A 19705-nucleotide genomic window follows, 5' to 3' on the forward strand; every position below is an offset into this window, starting at 1 on the left:
CTCAGTCTCCTTTTCCGGAAAAGGACGGATGCACGACCGCGCCGTCGCGGGTAAGCAGCGTCGCGGTGACGAGCTCGTCGTCCCAGTTGATGGCGAGTTCCTTCTTCTCCTTGTCGACCATGGTCTCGACGAAGGCGAAGAGGTTGCGCGCGTAGAGCGCCGAGGCGCTGGCGGCCAGCCGGCCGGGCACGTTGGTATGGCCGATGATCTTGACGGCCCCGACCTCGGCCACCTTGCCGGGCACGGCGCCCTCGACGTTGCCGCCGCGCTCCACCGCCAGGTCGACCAGGATCGAGCCGGGCTTCATGCTCTCGACCATCGTCTTCGACACCAGCTTCGGCGCCGGGCGGCCGGGGATCAGCGCCGTGGTGATGACGATGTCCTGCTTGGCGATGTGGGCGGCGACGAGCTCGGCCTGCTTGGCCTGATACTCCTTCGACATCTCCTTGGCGTAGCCGCCGGCGGTCTCGGCCTGCTTGAACTCCTCGTCTTCGACGGCGACGAACTTCGCCCCGAGCGACTCCACCTGCTCCTTGGCGGCGGGCCGCACGTCGGTGGCGGTGACCACCGCGCCGAGGCGCCGGGCGGTGGCGATCGCCTGCAGGCCGGCCACGCCCGCGCCCATGATGAAGACGCGCGCGGCGGGCACGGTGCCGGCCGCCGTCATCATCATCGGGAAGGCGCGGTCATATTCCGCCGCCGCGTCGATCACGGCGCGGTAGCCGGCGAGGTTGGCCTGCGACGACAGCACGTCCATCACCTGCGCGCGGGTGATCCGCGGCATCAGCTCCATGGCGAAGCCCAGGACCTTGGCCTCGGCCATCTCCTTGAGCGCCGCCTCGTTGCCGTAGGGGTCCATGATGGCGACGACGGCCGCGCCGGCCTTCATCTTCTTCAGCCCGGCGGCGGCGGGCCGGCGCACGGCCAGCACCACGTCGGCGTCCTTCACCGTGGCGTCGGCGGTCTTGGCGATCGTCGCGCCCGCCTCCTTGTAGTCGGCGTCGGGATAGCGCGATGCCGCGCCCGCGCCCGCCTGCACGCTCACCTCGGCGCCCAGCCCGATGAATTTCTTCACCGTCTCGGGCGTCGCGGCGACGCGCGGCTCGGTCTTCTCGGTTTCCGCTGGAACAGCGATCTTCATGCCCGTCTCCTCGCCCTCTCGGGGACACGCGACCGGCCGCATCCGGCCAGCCGGTCAAGCAAAGCCTGGTGGACGGCGACGGTGCCGCCGTCCGGTTACTGGTGCGGGTAACCCGTTACCCGATCAGCAGCTTGAGGACGAGTACGCCGAGCGTGAACACGGCGATGGGGATCGGCGAGCCGTTCATCACGAAGCCGACGACCGCACCGACGATGGCGAGGAACACGCCGAACCCGGCCAGGCCCCACGCGCCCGCATTGCCGACCGCCAGCATGACGACGACGGAGATGCAGAAGGCGACGGTCAGCGTCGTGAGGTGGATGAAACCCTGGTAGGTTTCGTCATGCTGCTTCATTTCGACGCTGGCTTCGGATTTTTCCGCCATGGGGCTCCCCCGGATTTCTGATGACTGCAACGTGCGCCCTGTATACCAGAGCCGCGCGCGGGGGCAATGCATCACGGCGCCGCGCCGTAACGGTAGCTGCGCTAAATCGCACCGGTTAGATGCCGCGGGACAGCATGATCGTCGAATACGCGACGAATGGCACCCCAACCACCATCCAGAGCGCGCGCAACCGGTAACGGAACGTCACGTACACAAGGATCAGGGCCCACACCGCAAGCGCGGCCACGGTCGCGATTTCAAGGTTCGTCGTCAGGTCCGCGAAGCGATCGGGAAACGGCGCATTGCCGCTGTAGCCCTTCGGCGGCAGCCGTCCCGCCAGACCGAAGAAATCCGTAGTGTCCGGGTCCGGCACCATGGGGATCTCGCCGGTCCATAGCATGTAGCCGGTCAGGAAGATCTTGCTGTTCACGATGACGACGCTCGCGAACGCCGGCACCAGCGAGCCGACCACGAACCAGCCGAGCCCCTTGCCACCGGGTGGCGGTGGCGGATTCTGTGCCAGCGGATTGTCGACGATGTCGCGATGTTCCGCACCGCAATGGACGAAGGCTATCGACAGGAAGACCGCGCCAAGCAGCGCGGTCGGCGGCAACGCCAGGCCGAACAGGACCGCCTTTGCGAGCCGGTCGTCGGGGAATACGTAATTGCTTACCACGGTCGCGACCGCCATCAGCGGGAAAATCGCCAGGAACAGGCCACCAGCCAACGCCAGCGTATTGCCGGCGCCCAGCCGCCATGCCTGGCCCCAGCTCAGCGTCTGGTCGAGCGCGCGCGAGGGCATGCGCAGCGCGAACCGTGCCGCCGGCGGAAACAGCAGGATCACCAGGAAAGCGATCACTGCCGTCGAATAGACTTGCGGCACAGCAGTGTAGCTACGAACGATCGGGCCGATGACGTTGGCGACCAGAAGCCCCGCGCCCACCCGAAAGCAGACGAACAGAAACGCCACCTCGGCGAAATAGATCCCCACCTTCTCGCCGTTGCCCCCGAACAGGCTTTCGTCGAAATGCGCTTCGCCTCGGATGATTTCGTGATGGGCAAGAAGCGCCAGCACGACGGCAACAAGCCCCTGCCCGACGAAACCGACGAGCGACGCGATGCTGCCCAGTGTGACAAGAAACGAAAGCCCGGCGGAGACGGCCACGGCGACGAGCAGCACCTCGCCGTATTTCTCGGCGATCATGAGCGCGGAATGGTAGGTCGACAGCGCGCTGTCCCAGACCCGAAGCGGTGTGTGTACGGACGCCATGGGAACCTCCCCTAATGGCAGGAAAGGTACACGCACTGCATTACCAGACCGTTGATTGCAACCTGAAGTAAATTAACGGTAGCCCCGACCGCCTTCGCGGATGAAGACGCGGAGGTTGACCCCGGGGGGCGGGCCAACGAGCTGTGTCCGGTCCTCCACGAGCTCAAGCCTGCTTGCCGCCAAGCTTGCTTGCTGCCGCTCATTCCCGCGACAGCGGGACTCGTCCTGCCCCTTGCTCCCTCTTCGGGCGTTCAGCCTCGGAAGTAGACGTGCGGATGCTCCTATCGCGCCATACGGATCGCGATTCCCGCTTTCGCGGGAATGAGCGGAAGACGGGAGGGGCAAGACAGAAAACATGGTCCGTTTCAGCCCCCCGCGCCCCCTTCCGTTTCTACGTCATGCCCGGGCTTGACCCGGGCATCTCGGGGAGATGGCACGAGACCCCCGGGTCAAGCCCGGGGGTGACGGTGAGAGCGGGTCGGGCGCAGCCTGACGACATGCACCGCAAGTCGACGCGCGAACGCCCGGGGCCCTGGTCGCGGGCCGAGACGCCGCGGCGCTCGGCTTCGGGCCGCGCGCGTTCACCGCTCGAAACGCGATGCGTTTCGTCCGCTCACGCGGACCGCGGCCCGCCTCACCACCCCAGCACGACCGTTGCGCCGGCCTGGCCGTTGCCGGTCTGGGTGACGTGGCCCTCGCTGGTCTCGCCGAACTGGAACAGGCCGTGGGCGTTGCCGTTGCCGGTCTGCGTCAGCGTGCCGGTGTGGCCGTTGCCCTCCTGGTGGACCAGGCCGAAATTTCCCGCGCCGGTCTGGGCAAGGCCGGCCATGTTGCCGAAGCCGTTCTGGATGATGGTGCCGCCGCTCTTCAGGCCGTTGGCGAAGGCGTAGAGGCCGAGGCCCATCTTCATCGCCTGCGCCTGCTGAGGCGTCTGCGCGTTGAAGGTGAGCGCCACCTGGCCGCCGGCCGCCGCCGGCGTCGCCAGCGCGGCCGCGCCGAGGGCGACGGCGAGACCGGTCGCGATTGTCAGGCTACGGGTCGTGCGGGTCATGACGTGTCTCCTCTGGGTGTCTGTTTGGCTGGTCGATCAGCCGACGGGAGGAGAATGGCGGGCAGCGACTGAACCGCGCCGGAACCCGCCGTTCAGACGGTGTTCAGGGTGGCGGATCGGGATCTGGCGCGGCCCCGAAGGACCGCTCGATCCTCTCCGTCTCCGCTCTGCCCCGCCCCCCGCCTCCACTCACCCCCGCGCAGGCGGGGGTCCTGAGCCATTTGCCACCGCGCCTGCTTCCCTTCGACGGGGACAGAAAAAAGGGCCCCGGAGAACCGGGGCCAAGGTGGAGGCTTGGGGAGGATGAAAGCGAATTAGATGGCCATCTATTGGATCGCCATCTAGATGGCGCCGCCGATGCGCCCGGCGCATTCGACGGTCCGGCCGCCGGCGGTGAGCGCGAGGCGCGCCTCGTAGGCCCGGCCGGTATTGCCGAGCATGACGCGGCCGAGCGTGGTCTCGCCGTCGGCGGAGAAGCCGCCGCCCTGGCGGATGTTCGAATTGCCCGCGCCGCCGGCGCTGGTGACCTTGAACGTGTACTGGCCGCTCACCGCGCCGTCGGACCGGACCACCGGCTCGAGCGCGACCATCGCGCCCATGGCGGTCTCGCGGATCTCGCAGGTGAGCGCGGGATCGGTGGACGCGGACACGGCCTGGACGGCGCCGGCGACGATGGCCGTCGCGCCGAGGCCGAGCAGCAGCGGCAGCAGCCGGGTGGCGATGCGCGTGTGGGGCGTGGTCATCGGAAATCTCCTTGAATGGACCCGTCAGGGAATGGACCCGTCAGGGAATGGGCCTGTCAGGCGGTGATCGGGGAATTCGCGGCTCGGTCCGCAGGGCCGGGAGGCGCCAGCGGCCCCTCCCGATGTGCCCGTTCGTCAGCCCGTCTCCGAGCTTTACGGGCAGGCCTGGACGAAGGCCGCCACGTTGCCGCCGCCGGCCTGGCTGACATCGGCGGCGCAGTTGTTGCCGACCTGCACGCCGGCGGCGATGTTGCCGTTGCCGTCCTGGCTCAGGATGGCGGTATGGTTGGCGCCGAACTGGCCGACGCCGGCCTGGTTGTGGTTGCCCTGCTGCCAGGTCTGCGCGGCGTTGTTGACGCCGTCCTGGCCGATGGCCGCGGTGTTGTGGTTGCCGAACTGGTGGCTGGCCGCGCCGTTCCAGACCCCGTTCTGGAACACGCCGATGGTGTTGCCGAAGCCGCCCTGGGCGCCACCGGCGGCGTTGCCCCAGCCGGTCTGGTTGATGAAGACGTCGTTGGCGGACGCCGGCAGCGCGGTGAAGCCGATGACGGCGGCGATGGCGGTGGCGAAGGCGATCGTGCGGGTCATTGTTCCGTCTCCTGGTTCGTGCGGATGCCCGGGGCGGGTCCGCGTTCGAGGACGAGACGGGTTTTACGCAGCCGCGCCGGAACCGGGGCTGAACCGGCCGTTCAGATTGCGTTCAGGCGAGGAACGAGGGTCGAAAGGCGAGCCTTGGCGAGCCTTGGCGAGCCTCGGCCGGCCTAGGCCGGCACGCCGGCGGCCTTCAGGGCCTTAGCCTGGCGCCGGGCCAGGCGGTCGAGATCGAAGGACTCGATGGCGTCGTTGAACAGGCGATAGAAGTTGAGCTCGGCGCGCAGGTGCAGGAACACCGCGCCCAGCCCGATCGCGGCACGGTCCATGAACACGAACTCGCGCGGCACCCGCACCGGCCCCTTCTCCTTCAGCGCCTTGTGCACGGTGAAGGCCTGCTTGCGGCCGTATTCGGCCGCGCTCACACCGTCGGCGATGGCGCGCACCCGGTCCTCCAGCAGCGGGCCGTAGATGAACCGCGCCCAGATGTTGAGGATGTCGATCAGCTCGCGGGTGAGCCCGGTGAAACCCCAGGTCTCGTAGGCGTGGACGACGAGGTCGTCGTCGCCGGTGCGCAGCCCGTTGTAGAGGTCGATGACGCCGCCGACGAACTTGGCCGGGAAGATGCGGATGCAGCCGTAGTCGAGCAGGTTGATGCCGGCCGGCGCGATCGCGCCCGATTCCAGCGCGTCCTCGTAGACGGTGTAGTTGCCCAGGTGCGGGTCGCCGTGGATGACGCCGAAGCGCGAGAACGGGAACCACCAGGCGCGAAACATCGCGGTGGCGAGCCGGTTGCGGGTGTCGAGGTCGGCCTGCTTGTGGGCCAGCAGCGGCGTGCCCTCGAGCCAGCCCATGGTGAGCAGCCGCCGGGTCGACAGGTCCTCGAACACGGCGGGCACGCGGATCGCCGCCTCGTCCTCGAGGATCGCGCGATAGAGCCGCATGTGCGCGGCCTCGCGGGTATAGTCCAGCTCCTCGCGGATGCGCGCGGCGATCTCCTCGCCCATCTGGCTGGTGTCGATCGCCGGGTCCATGCGCCGGTGGATCGCGAACAGCATGTCGAGCTGGGAGAGATCCGCCTCCACCGCCGACTGCATGTCGGGATATTGCAGTTTGCAGGCGAGATCCTCGCCCTTAAGCGAGACCGCCTTATGCACCTGCCCCAGCGAGGCCGAGGCCGCCGCCTGGTGCCCGAACGTCCGGAACCGGGTCTGCCAGTCGGCGCCGAGTTCGGCCGCCATCCGCCGCTTGACGAAGGCCCAGCCCATCGGCGGGGCCTGGCTCTGCAGCTTGGCGAGCTCAATCGCGTATTCGGCCGGCAGCGCGTCCGGGATGGTGGCCAGCAGCTGCGCCACCTTCATGATCGGGCCCTTGAGGCCGCCGAGCGCGGCGGCCAGCTCGAGCGCGTTCTTCTCGCGCGCCGCCTCGCGGCCCAGCAGCCGACGCCCCGCCGACTTGACGGCGACCGAACCGACGTGCGAGCCGACGCGCGCGTAGCGCCGGGCGCGCTTGGAAAACCGGTTGCGTTCGCTGTCGTGCTCGCTCATCGGCGTTTCATGTAGGTATGAAGCCCCGCCACGTCATCCCGCACCGATTGCCGCAGTCTCGGGCGCGGCAATAAAAGCCTCGAGCGCCGCGACGATGCGGCCGCGGTGTTCGAGCAGTGCCTTGTAGGCGGCTTGCGCCTCGTCGAGCGCCAGGAGCTGATCGCGCAGGCTGCGGGCCAGCGATCGGCCCTCGGGATGCCGCGCCAGCGCCGCCAGCGGATCGACGTAAATCCTTATGGTGAAAAGGATATCGCCGGATATCGGGAGACGGCGCAGCGTCTGCCGCTCGACCCGGATGAAGGCGCTCGGCACGATCGCGCCGGAAACCCCGCCGCCGGAAGAATCACCGCCGAAAGAACCGCCGCCGGAAAACCAGTCCCGGGGGCGCTCGCGGGATTCGGGATGGTGCAGCTCGGCATCGGGATACAGCGACCAGTTGAGCCGCCACACCGGCCGGTCGACCTTGAGCGTCTGGAAAATCCGGTCAACGCGCTGCCCCATTTTGCCTTCCCAGTTAGGAACCGGCGCGTGGATCTGTGACATCGGCCTGCCGAACTTCTCGGCAAGCGACCAGGATGAGGGAAAACACAGGCTCGCCGCGACCAGCCGGTAGCCCTCCGGCCCCTGGCGCATCACGACGAGATCCTCCTGGATTAGCCGCGATGCGGTCAGGAGCGGCGCCGCACCGGTGTCCAGATCGACGGTCCGCCCGGTCCCGGCAATGGCGACATGGTCGCCGTCCCGCGTGTAGATCCCGGGAAATCGGGCCGGCAGATGATCGGCCAGCAGCGCCAGCACCTCGGCCTGCGCGGTCCGCGTATCCGGCTCCTCGCCGAACACCGCCTCCCGGCTTGCAGCGAACAGGCGCTCCTTTTCGTCCAGATGGGCGCGAAGATGCGCGTCCGGCTCGATCCAATCGGCAAGGTCGAGCGGCTGCAGGCCGATCGAGAACGGCGATCGCCCGCCGGCATAGGGGGTGTGGACCAGTTCGTTCATCGGCTCGCCGGCGGCATCAGGTCCGCGGCCGCGTCCGCCTGGCGATGATCAGGCCGAGCACCGCCAGCGCCAGCACGACCAGGACGACCAGCAACCCGATCATCGCGATCGCACCGAGGATCGAGCCCAGCGTCTTCCAGAAACCGACCTGCGCGATGATCAGCGCCAGCAGCAGGATCAGCAGGATCGGCATGGCTTCAGTCCTCCATCGCCTCGAGTTCGTCGATCAGCCCCGAGATCACCTTAAGCCCCATGCGCCAGAATTCCGGGTCGCGCGCGTCGAGCCCGAACGGGGCGAGCAGCTCGGAATGGTGCCTGGTACCGCCGGCCCGCAGCATGTCGAAATACTTCTCGACAAACCCGTCGGACGCGTTCTCGTAGATGGCGTAGAGCGAGTTCACCAGACAGTCGCCGAACGCATAGGCATAGACGTAGAAAGGCGAATGGATGAAGTGGGGCACGTAGCACCAGAAGGTCTCGTAGCCCTCGCCGAGCCGGATCGCCGGTCCCAGGCTTTCGGCCTGCACCTCCTTCCAGATCGCGTTGATGTCGTCGACCGTCAGTTCGCCCTCGCGCCGGGCGGTGTGGATGCGGCGCTCGAACACATAGAAGGCGATCTGGCGCACCACCGTGTTGATCATGTCCTCGACCTTGGCCGCGATCAGGCCCTTGCGCGCCTTCGCGTCGGTGGTCTTGGCCAGCAGCGCCTTGAAGGTCAGCATCTCGCCGAACACGCTGGCCGTCTCCGCCAGCGTCAGCGGCGTCGGCGCCATCAGCGGCCCCTGCGGCGCGGCAAGCACCTGATGCACGCCATGGCCGAGTTCATGGGCGAGCGTCATCACGTCGCGCGGCCGGCCGAGATAGTTCAGCAGCACGTAAGGGTGCGCGCTCGGCACAGTCGGATGCGCGAAGGCGCCCGGCGCCTTGCCCGGCTTCACGGCCGCGTCGATCCAGCCCTTGTCGAAGAAAGGTTCGGCAAGCTTCGCCATGTCCGGCGAAAAGGCCGAATAGGCCGACAACACCGTCTCGCGCGCTTCCGACCAGACGTACGTCTTCTGCTCGATCTTGGGCAGCGGCGCGTTGCGGTCCCAGAAGTCCAGCACGTCCTTGCCGAACCAGCCCGCCTTGAGCTTGTAGTAGCGGTGCGACAGCTCGGGGTAGGCGCCGCGCACGCTTTCGACCAGCGCGTCGACCACCTCGCGCTCGACCCGGTTGGCCAGATGCCGCGCATCGGCAACGTCCTCGAACCCGCGCCAGCGGTCGGAAATCTCCTTGTCCTTGGCGAGCGTGTTCGTGACCAGCGAAAAGGTCGGCAGATGATCGCCGAACGCCGCGATCAGCGCCTGCGCGGCCTTGCGGCGCTTCTCGCCGTCGCTGTCCTGCAGCAGATTGAGCGTCGGCTCGAGGGTCAGTTCCTCGCCGTCGACGTCGAAGCGCAGCGCCGCCATCGTTTCGTCGAACAGCCGGTTCCAGGCGCCGCGCCCGGTGATCGATTTCTCGTGGAACAACCGCTCCAGCTGGTCGTCGAGCTGATAGGGCCGCTCCTTGCGCTCGTCCTCGATCCACGGCCGATAGTGGTCGAGCGCCGGCTCGGACTGCATCGCCGCCTCGATCTTCGCGTCGTCCAGCCGATTGAGCTCCAGCGGGAAGAACAGGAGGTGGATGCCGGCATTGGTGACCTTCTCGCGCACGTCACCGAAGAATTTCGACCGCTTCGGGTCGGAGACGTCGAGGGCGTGCTGCAGGCCCGCGTAGGAAACGAGACGGCCGAGAACGTCGTGCAGCACCTCGAATGCGGCAATCGCTTCGGCAAGCGCCTTCGCCCCGTCCGGCTTTTCGAGGAGATCGGCCAGTGTACCTTTCCACTTGGCCTCGAACGCTTGCGAATCCTTCAGGGACCGGTCGAGATCGGCGCGCACCTCCGGCGACTCCATGCCGGGGTACAGATCGTCGAGGTTCCACGTCGGCAATGCCCCGAGATCGAACTTCGTGGCTGCCTGCGCTCCCGTGGCCGCATTACGGACCTTCATGCTCGAAAACTCCGTTCGATTCAGGAATTGGCCTGGCGAGGATTTCGAACATCCGTCCGCCTTCGGCCGAAACTGCAGCGATATTAGCTTCGCAACGCCGCGCATCAAGGACAACAGCGTCTTTCCGGCCGTAATTCGACGAAAATGCCCGCCCGATCACTATTAGATTAGTTTAAGGGCCCTTTTACCGGAGGTGGTCACAATGCCCAAAATGGGACAGCCCCCCGGACCGCCGCCAGGCGCGTTCGACTTGGAGGACGTATGGCCGAGCGTATTCTGATCGTCGACGACGATCCCGTACAGCGTCGCATTCTGGAAACCGCCATCCAGCGGTTCGGCTTCGAGACGGCGACCGCGGAGACGGGCGATGAAGCGATAGCCGCACTCACCGCGCCGGACGCGGGCGCAATCGTTCTGATCGTGCTCGATCTCGTCATGCCCGATCTTGACGGCATGGGCACACTGGAACGGATGCGCAAGGAGGGCCTCTACCGCCCCGTCATCGTCCAGACGGCCCACGGCGGCATCGACACCGTGGTCAGCGCGGTCAGGGCCGGCGCCATCGATTTCTTCGTGAAGCCGGTAAGCCCCGAGCGGCTCGAGATCTCGATCCGCAACGCCCTGAAGGTCAACGCGCTGGAAGGCGAGATCGCCCGGATCAAGCGCCGCGTCGACGGCACCCTGACCTTCGACGACATCGTGACCCGTTCGCCGGCGATGCAGCGCGTCATCGAACTCGGCGAGCGCGCCGCCGGTTCGAACATTCCGATCATCATCGAAGGCGAATCCGGCGTCGGCAAGGAACTGATCGCAAGGGCGATCCAGGGTTCCAGCGCCCGCGCCGGCAAGTCCTTCGTCGCCGTCAACTGCGGCGCGATCCCGGAAAATCTCGTCGAGTCGACCCTGTTCGGGCACGAAAAGGGCGCGTTTACCGGGGCGACCGAGAAGCGCATCGGCAAGTTCGTCGATGCCGACGGCGGCACGCTGTTTCTCGACGAGGTCGGCGAGCTGCCGCCCGAAGCGCAGGTCAAGCTCCTGCGCGCCCTGCAGGAAGGCGAGGTGGAACCCGTCGGCGCCCGCAGGCCGCTGAAGAGCGACTTCCGTCTGATCTCGGCCACCAACCGCTCGATGATCGACCTGGTTTGCCAGAAGCGCTTCCGCGAAGACCTCTATTACCGCCTCAACGTGTTTCCGATCCTGGTCCCCCCGCTCAGGGAGCGGACCGAGGACATTCCTCTCCTGGTCAAGCACTTCCTTACCCGCTTCGGCGCGGAGGAAGGCAAGCGCGTCGATTCGATCACGCCGGAAGCGCTGACGCTGCTGATGCGCCATCGCTGGCCGGGCAATGTCCGGCAGCTCGAGAACACGGTGTTCCGGGCGGTGGTTCTGGCCGACGGCAACCAGCTCGACGTCGACAGTTTCCCGCAGATCGCAGCCCAGATCGACGACTTCCAGGATGTCGAGCTGACCCGGCCCACCATCGAGCTCAGCGTCCAGAGGGACGCGCACGTCGAACCGGGAATGCAGGTGCCGCGGCCCGCGACGCTTCCCCCGATCGCGACCATGCCGGCCCCCGCGCGCGGCGTGGTGCCTATCCTGTCGGAAGACGGCGACGTCAGACCTCTTGACGAAATCGAGGCCGACCTAATCCGTTTTGCCGTCGAGCACTATCGCGGCCGCATGAGCGAAGTTGCACGCCGGCTCGGCATCGGGCGGTCGACATTGTATCGGCGCCTCAAGGAACTGGAACTCGACGCGGCGGAGTGATCGGGAACAGGTGGCGATTTCCGGCAAATGCCGCTAGTTTTGCCTGATGAATCGGACACATCTCCAGATGCGCACCTCCATCGTTCGCTCGCTGGCCACAGGCCTTCTCGTTTCCGTCGCCTGGACGCTCCCCGCCCGGGCTCAGGATGCGGTGCCCGAGCCGCGGACGCAGGAAATCGCCAAGCCGGCCCAGACGGAAAGCCCGACGCCGGGGCTATCCCCGGAATCGTCCGATAAGCCGGCTGCGGCCGCCGCGAGCGAAGCGCCAGACACCGCCCCCTCCGAAACGGGACCGACGGTCGCGAACGCCACGCCGCCCGCTTCGGATCCGGTGTCGCCTGCGATCGAGACCGCGCTCGAAAACACCGGAGCGTTCGGCAAGGCCGATCATATGGCGCTGGTCGGCTTTTACGCCGAGCGCCAATTCGCCCCGCTCTGGATCAAGGACGGCAAGTTCGACGGCGCCGCCCGCGCGGTCGTCCGTCGCCTCGAGAACGCGGATGCCTACGGCCTCGACCCAGGCCGCTACGTCCTGCCCGATCTCGATGTCGGCCTTTCCGGCACCGCCGACCCGGCAAAGCTCGCCGATGCCGAGCTGGTCCTGACGGTCGCAGCGATGCGATTCGCAGCCGACGCGCAGGCTGGCATCTTCGATCCGGCCACCCTGGGCAAGTTCATGACGGCGGCGCCGGTGCGCCCGGCGCGCAAGGCCGTTCTCGAGGGCCTCGGCAAGGCCGACGACAAGGTCGTCTATCTGGAAAGCTTCAATCCTCAGCACCCGGCCTTCGCCGCGTTGAAGCAACTGCTCGCGGACCTGCGCGCGCGGACGACGGAGGAGACACCGCCGGAGATCCCGGACGGCAAGTCGCTGAAACCCGGCATGTCCGATGAGCGGGTGCCGGTGCTTCGCGCCCGCCTGGGCGTGCCCGCGGTCACCGGCGCGGGTGAACAGGTCTACGACGATGCCGCAGTGGAGGCCGTGAAGGCCTTCCAGGAGCGAGCAAGCCTAGAAGTCGACGGCGTGATCGGCCCGCAGACGCGCGCCGCGCTCAACGGCGGCAGCCAGATCACGGTCGCCGACGTTCTCGTCAACATGGAGCGTTGGCGCTGGGTTCCCCGCGACATGGGCGCGCACCACGTCTGGGTGAACATTCCCGAATACATGCTCCGGGTCGTTACCGGTGGAGCGGTGGAATTCGATACCCGCGTCATCGTCGGCACGTCGGAAAACCAGACGCCGGTCTTCTCCGACGAGATCGAGTATGTCGACGTCAATCCCTACTGGAACGTACCGCGCTCCATCGCCACCAAGGAGATGATGCCGGAAATCCGCCGCGACCCGGACTTCTTCGCGCGCCGCGGCCTCGAGGTGATCTATACCGGCGGCGGCAGCGACATGGTGATCGATCCGCGGTCGGTGGACTGGGGCCTTTGGAACCCGGAAAACATGCCGTTCCGGTTCCGCCAGCCGCCCGGCAATGCCAACGCGCTGGGGCGGGTGAAGTTCATGTTCCCCAACAAGCACGACGTCTATTTGCACGACACGCCGACGCGGAACCTGTTTTCACGGTCGGCGCGCTCCTTCAGCCACGGCTGCGTCCGCGTCGACAAGCCGGTCGAGTTCGCCGACGCGCTGTTGTCGCGCGAGGAGCAGCTCAACGGCCAGCGCATCAAGCACCTGATCGGGGGCGGCGAGAACGGCTCGCTGCCCATAAAGCGCCACGTCCCGGTGCACCTCACCTATTTCACCGTGTGGGTCGACGACGCCGGCGAAACGCAGAAGCGCCCGGACATCTACGATTACGACGCGCGCATGAAGGCGGCCATGAACCTGGGCAGCTGAGAAGCTGGAAACAGGTGCGACCAAATAGCCCGGGGCTGTTGAAAAGTAGGCTTTTGATCTCCACACTCGGCGGCGGGCCCAAATGCGCCATGATTTGGGTTCAGGTTACATCCTAATCAGGGATTAACCTTTTAAGCTGAAGAATTCCCCTGGCCGGTCGCCGGGGGGATTAGACTGAGCCTTAGACGGGACCTTCGAACGGAATTCTTTTGGTGGGAACGCGTAAAACGGGGGCGGGACGAGTGCGCAGCGCTGTACGCGCTGCCTGCGCGTTTGCGCTTTACGGATTGGCATTCGTCGCCATCGATGGCCTGACCGCCGAGGCGCGTTCGGAAACCCGGACGCTGTCGTTCAAGCAGCTCCACACCGGCGAAACGGTCACCATCACCTTCAAGCGCAACGGACGCTACGACTCCGAAGGCCTGAAGAAGATCAACTACATCCTGCGCGACTGGCGCCGCAATGAATCCACCACCATGGATCCCGCCCTGCTGGACCTCGTCTGGGAGGTGCGCAACGCCGTCGGCTCGAAGGCGCCAATCTACGTACTGTCCGGATACCGTTCGCCGGTCACAAATGCCATGCTGCGCTCCCGGTCGCGCGGCGTCGCCAAGACCAGCCAGCATATGGTCGGCAAGGCGATGGACTTCTACCTGCCCGACGTTCCCCTGACGAAGCTGCGCGAAACCGCGCTGAAATTCCAGGGCGGCGGCGTCGGCTACTATCCGACCTCTGGCTCGCCCTTCGTCCACATGGACACCGGCAGCGTCCGCCACTGGCCGCGGATGACGCGCCAGCAACTCGCCAAGCTGTTCCCTGACGGCAAGACCCTTCACATCCCCTCCGACGGCAAGCCGATGCCCGGCTACAACCAGGCCGTTGCCTCGGTGCAAAGTGGCACGCGCTCGCGCACCGCGTCGGCCTCCTCGAGCACATCGAGAAGCCGGCAGGTCGCGGTCGCCAGCTATCCCCGCCTCGATCCGTCGGTGGCGATCACCCCGGCCGCCGTGGCCAGAAGCACCGGCGGCAGCTCCAGCGGCGGCCGCAGCCTGATCGCCGCACTGTTCGAGTCCGGCGAGGACGGCGACGAGGAAGGCGCGTCAAACGCTCAGGCCAAGGCTGCGCCGACGCCGGCCGCCGAGGTTGCGCCGGCCCCCGCGCCTGAGCCGCAGGCGCCGACGGTGGTGGCGTCCCTCGCCAACACACCGGTTCCACGGACGAAGCCGCTTGCCGACGTGCCCGCCGTCGCGGCCTTGCCCGACGCGCCCATTCCGACACCGAAACCGGTACTGGTCGCGATGGCGGAACCCGCTTCCGAAAGTGCAGCGACCGGGACGCCGCTGATGACGGCCAGCGTGTCGCCGCAGGCCCTTGTCACGCAGATGCCGCGTGCACGGCCGTTAATGACCGGAACCGACGCCATCGGCATGCTGATCGCCCGGGGTGGCGACGACGCGGCGGTGCCCGCGCAGACCGCCGTCTCGCCAGCTCCGCTTGAGCCGGAGAACGAACTGACGACGGCGACCGCGCTCGCGGCAACCGGACCGCACGCCGAGATGCCGCCCTTCGCGGCGACGTTCACCGGCTCGGAGATTCCCGTGCGCGACCGTCCGGTGCTAGTAGCCATAGACTACCGCGCTCACGCGCTGCTGCCCTATCTGGGCGGCGACAATTCCCTGCGGGGTCACAAGTTCGTGGTGCTGCGCCATCCCGATCAGACCGATCTGGGCGCGCTGACGGCGGTATCCGGGCCCGTCGTGGTCAACCGGTTTGCCGCTGGCCCGCAGCTCATCTATCCGATGCGCCGGTTCACCGGTCCGGCGGTGTCGCCGGTGGAGACGCGAACCTACGAGTTCGCGAGCCTTGCCGACAACATGACGACCGGCAGCGTGTCCGATCGCCAGGCAGAGCGCGCCGCCGCCCTGCGCTAAGACGTCGAAGGGGCCATCGAAGGCCCCCTCTCCTTACTCGTCCGTGACCATTCCGAGCGCCACCATATAGGTAGCCAGGATTGCCTCGTGCTCCTGACGCTCGGCCGTATCCTGTTTCCGCAACTTGACGATCGTCCTGAGCGCCTTGACGTCGAAGCCGTTCGCTTTCGCCTCGGCGTAAACGTCGCGGATATCGTCGGCGAGCGCCTTCTTTTCCTCTTCCAGCCGCTCGATACGCTGAACGATGGAATGCAATTGTGTGGTGGCGATGCCGCCGGTGTCGTTCATGATGTCCTCCGTTGCCGGACCAGTTGGCCTCAGTGATCCTTGTGCGTCGCCGCGTGCGAGACCGCGAACGCGGCCTTCTGCTCGGACGTCGCCTCTGTCTGATACTTCGATTTCCACTCGTCGTAGGGCATGCCATAGACGACGAGGCGGCTGTCCTCCTTGTCGACGGGCAGGCCGCGTTCCTCCGCCGCCTCCCGATACCAGTTCGACAGGCAATTGCGGCAAAAACCGGCGAGATTCATCAGGTCGATGTTCTGAACGTCGGTTCGGTCGCGCAGGTGCTGCACCAGCCGGCGGAAGGCGGCCGCTTCCAGTTCGGTGCGCGTCTTTTGATCGAGTTCGGTCATAACAAGCCTCGCTTTTGCGGTCCGCCCGGCGCCGTCACATCTCGCCCGGCGCGCCGGAGCCGTAGTGGCGAATCTCGTTCAGGCCCTCGCGTCCGGCAAGGGCGCGCAGCACGTCGACGAGCCGGCCCGCCCATTCCGCCTGTCCCGGCGCCTCGGCGATCAGGTCCTGGCGCAGCTCGACGAGGGCGTGCGCAAGGCCGCGCCGGGTGCCGTGCCGGTACATGGTGTCGCCCCTGAGGCGGCCCGAATAGGGTTCGTTGTCGCCGACGGTGAGCAGCGGATCGGCGGCGAAGGCCTCGATCATCGGCACCGCGAGCCGGGGGTCCTTGTCCCACAGGATACCGATTTCCCACGGCCGGCGGGTGCCCCGCCATAGCGGCGTAAAACTGTGGATCGAAACGATCGCCGGCGGATGTCCCGCCGAGATCGCCGTGTCGATCGCCGTCTCGATCGCACGGTGATAGGGCTCGTAGTAGGCGGCGACGCGCTTCGCCTTCTCCGCGGCGTCGGCCCGTGCGTTGCCGGGCACCACCGCGCCGTCCGACAACCGCATCAACAGCGTCGGATCGTCCGCGCCGCGATTGGGATCGATCAGCAGACGCGAGAACCGCGACAGCACCGCCGGCGCGCCGAGTTCCCTTGCCAGCTGCCGGGTCACGGCCTCCGCGCCGATATCGTAGGCGATGTGCCGCTCGAATTCCTCCGGCGGAAGACCAAGGTCGCCATACGCCGCCGGCAGCCGGCTCGAGGCGTGATCGCACAGGATCAGCCAGCCGGTCTCGACGGCGCCGGATATCGTTTCGCTCGGGACGAACGTATCGGCAGCGTCCCGCGCGGGTGCGTCGGAGGTCGGATACTCGGCTACGCGCGTCATGGAACGATACGATCGGGCGATTCTGCGTGACGGGCGGGCGATGCTGCCCTAGGAATGGCGAACTCTTAGGCGATCCCGACGCCGGCGGCAACGTGCCCGCGGCGTGGATGCACAACCCGAGGCCGGACGGAGAGCGATGACGCGCGTCCTCGAGACCGAAATCGGCGCTTCAGAAGCACGGACGGCGGCGTTCGCCTTCGGCGCGTTGGCGCTCGGTGCCGTGGCGATGGGCGCGTCGCCGATCTTCGTTCGCCTTGCCGAAGTCGGCCCGTTCGCCAGCGCCTTCTGGCGCGTGGCCCTGGCACTGCCCGCGCTCTACGCCTGGATGACCTACGAGGCGCGCCGCGGCCCCCGCTCCACCGCGCCGCGTTTCGACCGGTATGTTTTGGTGGCCGGGCTCTTGTTCGCTGGAGACCTGTTCTTCTGGCACCTCGCGATCATGAACACGACGGTCGCCAACGCCACCTTCCTGGCGGCTTTGGCGCCGGTTTTCGTCGTCAGCCTGTCCTGGCTCATCCTGCGCGAGGCGATCGGCCCGGAGATCGTCGTCGGGCTCGGCGCCGGCCTCGCCGGCGCGGCGTTCCTGCTCGGATCGAGCTACAGCTTCGCCCCCTCCAACCTCCTCGGCGATACTTTCGGCCTGATCACCGCGTGCTTTTTCGGCTCCTACATCCTGGCGATCCGTCCGGCCCGCAAGCACCATCCGGCCGGACGCCTCATCTTCATGTCGTCGCTGGTGACCGCCGCCGTACTGCTGGTGATCGCGCTGATCCTGGAGCCGACCCTGTTTCCCGCGACGTCCAAGGGGCTGATGATGCTGATCGCCCTGGCGCTGATCAGCCATGCCGGTGGCCAGGGGCTTCTGGCGCTCGCCCTCGGTTACCTGCCGGCCGGCTTCTCGTCGCTCGTGATCTTCCTGGAGGGCGTGGCCGCCGCGGTGTTCGGCTGGATGATCCTCGGCGAGGACATGACCGGCATGCAGCTTCTGGGCGCCGCCGCGATCCTTCTGGGCGTCTGGATAGCCCGCCCGCGCCGCCGCAGACAGACCGGCTGATCGCGCCGATGAGCCGAGACCGACGAGATACGCTCCGTGCCCTGTTCGATGCCGCCGTCGCCGCCGCGCATCCCGACGGCTGCCTGCCGCCGCACCTGCCCGAGCCGCCGGCCGGCCGGATCGTCGTGCTCGCCGCCGGCAAGGCCGCCGGCAGCATGGCGGCCGCTGCCGAGCGCCATTACCTCGATGCCCTGTCGCTGCCGCCCGACCGTCTGACCGGCCTTGCCATCGCCCGCTACGGCTATGGACGGCCGACGCGCCGGATCCGCATGGTCGAGGCCTCCCATCCGGTGCCGGACGAGGCCGGTATCGCCGCGACCGGCCAGGCGCTGGAACGCGCCGCGTCCGCCGGCCCCGACGACCTGGTGCTGGTGCTCCTGTCGGGCGGCGGCTCCGCCCTGTGGATAGCGCCGGCGAACGGCGTGACGCTCGAGGCCAAGCAGGAGCTGACCCGCGCCCTGCTCGCTTCCGGCGCCCGCATCGGCGAGATCAACACGGTCCGCCGCCACCTGTCGCGCATCAAGGGTGGACGGCTCGCGGCCGCCGCCTATCCGGCCCGGCTGCTGACACTGGCGATTTCCGATGTCGCCGGCAACGATCCGGCGGCGATCGCCTCGGGTCCGACGGTCGCCGACCCGACCAGCCTCGCCGACGCCCGCGCCGTTCTCGACAAATACGCAATCACGCCGGGCCCCGAGATCGCCGCAGCCCTCTCCGATCCGGCCAACGAAACGCCGAAACCCGCCGATTCGCGCCTTGCGAACGCCACGTATCGGCTCGTCGCGACGCCTGCGATGGCGATCGCGGCCGCCGATCGCGAAGCCCGCGCACTCGGTTTCGAAACGGAGATTCTCGGTAGCGACCTGGAGGACGATGCGCGCGATCTTGCCGGAGATCACGCCGAATTGGCCCGCAAACGCGCCGACCAGGGCCGCAAGGTCGCTATCCTGTCAGGCGGCGAGGCGACGGTGACACTGCGCGGCCGCGGCCGCGGCGGGCCGAATCAGGAGTTCGCTCTGGCGCTTGCCATCGCCCTGCACGGCCGCCCCGGCATCTGGGGGCTTGCCGGCGACACCGACGGAACCGACGGCGGCAAAGGCGCGGCCGACGATCCCGCTGGTGCGATTATCGGCCCGGATACGCTCCCCAGAGCCACCCAACTCGGCCTCGACGCTGACGCATTTCTGGAAGACAACGATTCTACCGGCTTCTTCGAGCGTCTCGGCGATCTTCTGGTCCCCGGCCCGACGTTCACAAACGTCAACGATTTCCGGGCTGTAATCGTTGACACGGACGCCGACTGACATCACTTTCGGCGCAAGCGAAGCGCTTGCCGACAAAGGCGCCATGAGAACAGCACTTTCTTTGCCACGGCATCCGTTCCGATCTACCTATCTGCTAGCCGCCGCCCTCGGCGGCATGGTGCTTGCCGCCTCCGCGCGCGACGCGGCGGCCGATTTCCGCATCTGCAACACCACGCCTGGCCGCGTCGGCGTCGCCGTCGGCTACAAGGACGATAAGGGCTGGGCGACGGAGGGCTGGTGGAATATCGGCCCGAACAGCTGCGAAACCGTGCTGCGCGGCGAACTGGCATCGCGCTACTACTACGTCTACGCGATCGACTACGATCACGGCGGCGAATGGGCCGGTGAAGCCTTTATGTGCACGCAGGATCAGATGTTCACGATCCGCGGCATCAACGGGTGCGAGGATCGCGGCTATCAGCGCACAGGCTTCTTCGAGATCGATACGCAGGAGCAGACCACCTGGACGGTCCAGCTCCAGGATCCCTCCCTCGGCGGCGAAGGCACCGGCGGCGACTAATCCGCCGCAGTCGCCACCGTTAT

General features: G+C 67.3%; 19 protein-coding genes. 6 read left to right on the forward strand and 13 right to left on the reverse strand.

Annotated features, from left to right (window positions below; translation table 11 throughout):
* Position 1: 1 nt before the first annotated feature.
* The 10 genes from ACSF9G_RS04980 to ACSF9G_RS05025 form a co-directional block, all read right to left on the reverse strand.
* Entirely contained in the window at positions 2-1141 is a 1140-nt protein-coding gene (locus tag ACSF9G_RS04980) for a Re/Si-specific NAD(P)(+) transhydrogenase subunit alpha (protein ID WP_436639029.1), read from the reverse strand.
* Between the two features lie 115 nt (positions 1142-1256).
* Positions 1257-1526, reverse strand: a complete 270-nt coding sequence (locus ACSF9G_RS04985; RefSeq protein ID WP_436639031.1) for an aa3-type cytochrome c oxidase subunit IV — start codon at positions 1524-1526, stop codon at positions 1257-1259.
* 115 nt (positions 1527-1641) lie between these two features.
* Complete coding sequence (locus ACSF9G_RS04990; protein ID WP_436639033.1) at positions 1642-2796, reverse strand: hypothetical protein; 1155 nt, start codon at positions 2794-2796, stop codon at positions 1642-1644.
* A 634-nt stretch (positions 2797-3430) separates the two neighbouring features.
* Positions 3431-3847 (reverse strand): curlin, encoded by a 417-nt coding sequence (locus ACSF9G_RS04995; RefSeq protein ID WP_436639035.1) that lies wholly within the window; start codon positions 3845-3847, stop codon positions 3431-3433.
* Between the two features lie 341 nt (positions 3848-4188).
* Positions 4189-4590 (reverse strand): curli-like amyloid fiber formation chaperone CsgH, encoded by a 402-nt coding sequence (csgH, locus tag ACSF9G_RS05000; RefSeq protein WP_436639037.1) that lies wholly within the window; start codon positions 4588-4590, stop codon positions 4189-4191.
* Between the two features lie 153 nt (positions 4591-4743).
* The gene (locus tag ACSF9G_RS05005) at positions 4744-5178 is read right to left on the reverse strand and encodes a curlin (RefSeq protein WP_261615253.1); all 435 of its coding nucleotides are present in this window, start codon (positions 5176-5178) and stop codon (positions 4744-4746) included.
* A 173-nt stretch (positions 5179-5351) separates the two neighbouring features.
* A complete protein-coding gene (locus ACSF9G_RS05010; protein WP_436639040.1) occupies positions 5352-6728 on the reverse strand; it encodes an ABC1 kinase family protein in 1377 nt (458 codons plus the stop codon).
* A gap of 33 nt (positions 6729-6761) precedes the next feature.
* The gene (locus tag ACSF9G_RS05015) at positions 6762-7724 is read right to left on the reverse strand and encodes a heme-dependent oxidative N-demethylase family protein (protein ID WP_436639042.1); all 963 of its coding nucleotides are present in this window, start codon (positions 7722-7724) and stop codon (positions 6762-6764) included.
* A gap of 16 nt (positions 7725-7740) precedes the next feature.
* Positions 7741-7917, reverse strand: a complete 177-nt coding sequence (locus ACSF9G_RS05020; RefSeq protein WP_436639044.1) for a hypothetical protein — start codon at positions 7915-7917, stop codon at positions 7741-7743.
* Between the two features lie 4 nt (positions 7918-7921).
* The gene (locus ACSF9G_RS05025) at positions 7922-9754 is read right to left on the reverse strand and encodes a M3 family oligoendopeptidase (protein WP_436639046.1); all 1833 of its coding nucleotides are present in this window, start codon (positions 9752-9754) and stop codon (positions 7922-7924) included.
* A gap of 261 nt (positions 9755-10015) precedes the next feature.
* Here ACSF9G_RS05025 and ACSF9G_RS05030 point away from each other — a divergent pair, with 261 nt between their 5' ends.
* From ACSF9G_RS05030 to mepK, 3 genes are all read left to right on the forward strand, one after another.
* On the forward strand, positions 10016-11521 hold the full coding sequence (locus ACSF9G_RS05030) for a sigma-54-dependent transcriptional regulator (RefSeq protein WP_436639048.1): 1506 nt from the start codon (positions 10016-10018) through the stop codon (positions 11519-11521).
* Between the two features lie 67 nt (positions 11522-11588).
* Positions 11589-13364: a L,D-transpeptidase family protein gene (locus ACSF9G_RS05035; RefSeq protein ID WP_436639050.1), complete on the forward strand. Its 1776-nt coding sequence runs from the start codon at positions 11589-11591 to the stop codon at positions 13362-13364.
* A gap of 242 nt (positions 13365-13606) precedes the next feature.
* A complete protein-coding gene (gene mepK, locus ACSF9G_RS05040) occupies positions 13607-15295 on the forward strand; it encodes a peptidoglycan L,D-endopeptidase MepK (protein ID WP_436639052.1) in 1689 nt (562 codons plus the stop codon).
* A 33-nt stretch (positions 15296-15328) separates the two neighbouring features.
* On the opposite strand, the gene ACSF9G_RS05045 is transcribed toward mepK, so the two are convergent.
* Genes ACSF9G_RS05045 through ACSF9G_RS05055 form a run of 3 tightly spaced genes read right to left on the reverse strand, consistent with a single transcriptional unit; the run spans position 15329 to position 16804 of the window.
* Positions 15329-15583, reverse strand: coding sequence for a DUF2312 domain-containing protein (locus tag ACSF9G_RS05045; protein ID WP_261615245.1), 255 nt, complete (start codon positions 15581-15583; stop codon positions 15329-15331).
* A 29-nt stretch (positions 15584-15612) separates the two neighbouring features.
* Positions 15613-15930: a DUF1244 domain-containing protein gene (locus tag ACSF9G_RS05050; protein ID WP_436639054.1), complete on the reverse strand. Its 318-nt coding sequence runs from the start codon at positions 15928-15930 to the stop codon at positions 15613-15615.
* Between the two features lie 34 nt (positions 15931-15964).
* Positions 15965-16804 carry an N-formylglutamate amidohydrolase gene (locus ACSF9G_RS05055; RefSeq protein ID WP_436639056.1) on the reverse strand — a complete coding sequence of 280 codons (840 nt, stop codon included), beginning with the start codon at positions 16802-16804 and terminating at the stop codon, positions 15965-15967.
* 136 nt (positions 16805-16940) lie between these two features.
* Between ACSF9G_RS05055 and ACSF9G_RS05060 the strand changes: the two genes are divergently transcribed.
* Genes ACSF9G_RS05060 through ACSF9G_RS05070 form a run of 3 tightly spaced genes read left to right on the forward strand, consistent with a single transcriptional unit; the run spans position 16941 to position 19682 of the window.
* Complete coding sequence (locus ACSF9G_RS05060; RefSeq protein ID WP_436639058.1) at positions 16941-17858, forward strand: DMT family transporter; 918 nt, start codon at positions 16941-16943, stop codon at positions 17856-17858.
* An 8-nt stretch (positions 17859-17866) separates the two neighbouring features.
* Complete coding sequence (locus ACSF9G_RS05065) at positions 17867-19162, forward strand: glycerate kinase type-2 family protein (RefSeq protein WP_436639060.1); 1296 nt, start codon at positions 17867-17869, stop codon at positions 19160-19162.
* 43 nt (positions 19163-19205) lie between these two features.
* Positions 19206-19682, forward strand: a complete 477-nt coding sequence (locus tag ACSF9G_RS05070) for a DUF1036 domain-containing protein (protein ID WP_436639062.1) — start codon at positions 19206-19208, stop codon at positions 19680-19682.
* Positions 19683-19705: the final 23 nt, after the last annotated feature.

Source organism: Microbaculum mangrovi, assembly GCF_051390635.1.
In the GTDB taxonomy this organism is placed as follows: domain Bacteria; phylum Pseudomonadota; class Alphaproteobacteria; order Rhizobiales; family Tepidamorphaceae; genus Microbaculum.

What these genes read in the sequence shown, in the direction of transcription:
- ACSF9G_RS05045 (WP_261615245.1), bottom strand. Translation starts at nt 15,583, where the DNA reads ATGAACGACACCGGCGGCATCGCCACCACACAATTGCATTCCATCGTT.
- ACSF9G_RS05035 (WP_436639050.1), top strand. Translation starts at nt 11,589, where the DNA reads ATGCGCACCTCCATCGTTCGCTCGCTGGCCACAGGCCTTCTCGTTTCC.
- ACSF9G_RS05065 (WP_436639060.1), top strand. Translation starts at nt 17,867, where the DNA reads ATGAGCCGAGACCGACGAGATACGCTCCGTGCCCTGTTCGATGCCGCC.
- ACSF9G_RS05005 (WP_261615253.1), bottom strand. Translation starts at nt 5,178, where the DNA reads ATGACCCGCACGATCGCCTTCGCCACCGCCATCGCCGCCGTCATCGGC.
- ACSF9G_RS05025 (WP_436639046.1), bottom strand. Translation starts at nt 9,754, where the DNA reads ATGAAGGTCCGTAATGCGGCCACGGGAGCGCAGGCAGCCACGAAGTTC.
- ACSF9G_RS05020 (WP_436639044.1), bottom strand. Translation starts at nt 7,917, where the DNA reads ATGCCGATCCTGCTGATCCTGCTGCTGGCGCTGATCATCGCGCAGGTC.
- ACSF9G_RS05015 (WP_436639042.1), bottom strand. Translation starts at nt 7,724, where the DNA reads ATGAACGAACTGGTCCACACCCCCTATGCCGGCGGGCGATCGCCGTTC.
- ACSF9G_RS04990 (WP_436639033.1), bottom strand. Translation starts at nt 2,796, where the DNA reads ATGGCGTCCGTACACACACCGCTTCGGGTCTGGGACAGCGCGCTGTCG.
- ACSF9G_RS05010 (WP_436639040.1), bottom strand. Translation starts at nt 6,728, where the DNA reads ATGAGCGAGCACGACAGCGAACGCAACCGGTTTTCCAAGCGCGCCCGG.
- ACSF9G_RS05050 (WP_436639054.1), bottom strand. Translation starts at nt 15,930, where the DNA reads ATGACCGAACTCGATCAAAAGACGCGCACCGAACTGGAAGCGGCCGCC.
- ACSF9G_RS05030 (WP_436639048.1), top strand. Translation starts at nt 10,016, where the DNA reads ATGGCCGAGCGTATTCTGATCGTCGACGACGATCCCGTACAGCGTCGC.
- ACSF9G_RS04980 (WP_436639029.1), bottom strand. Translation starts at nt 1,141, where the DNA reads ATGAAGATCGCTGTTCCAGCGGAAACCGAGAAGACCGAGCCGCGCGTC.
- ACSF9G_RS05060 (WP_436639058.1), top strand. Translation starts at nt 16,941, where the DNA reads ATGACGCGCGTCCTCGAGACCGAAATCGGCGCTTCAGAAGCACGGACG.
- ACSF9G_RS04985 (WP_436639031.1), bottom strand. Translation starts at nt 1,526, where the DNA reads ATGGCGGAAAAATCCGAAGCCAGCGTCGAAATGAAGCAGCATGACGAA.
- ACSF9G_RS05055 (WP_436639056.1), bottom strand. Translation starts at nt 16,804, where the DNA reads ATGACGCGCGTAGCCGAGTATCCGACCTCCGACGCACCCGCGCGGGAC.
- ACSF9G_RS05070 (WP_436639062.1), top strand. Translation starts at nt 19,206, where the DNA reads ATGAGAACAGCACTTTCTTTGCCACGGCATCCGTTCCGATCTACCTAT.
- csgH (WP_436639037.1), bottom strand. Translation starts at nt 4,590, where the DNA reads ATGACCACGCCCCACACGCGCATCGCCACCCGGCTGCTGCCGCTGCTG.
- ACSF9G_RS04995 (WP_436639035.1), bottom strand. Translation starts at nt 3,847, where the DNA reads ATGACCCGCACGACCCGTAGCCTGACAATCGCGACCGGTCTCGCCGTC.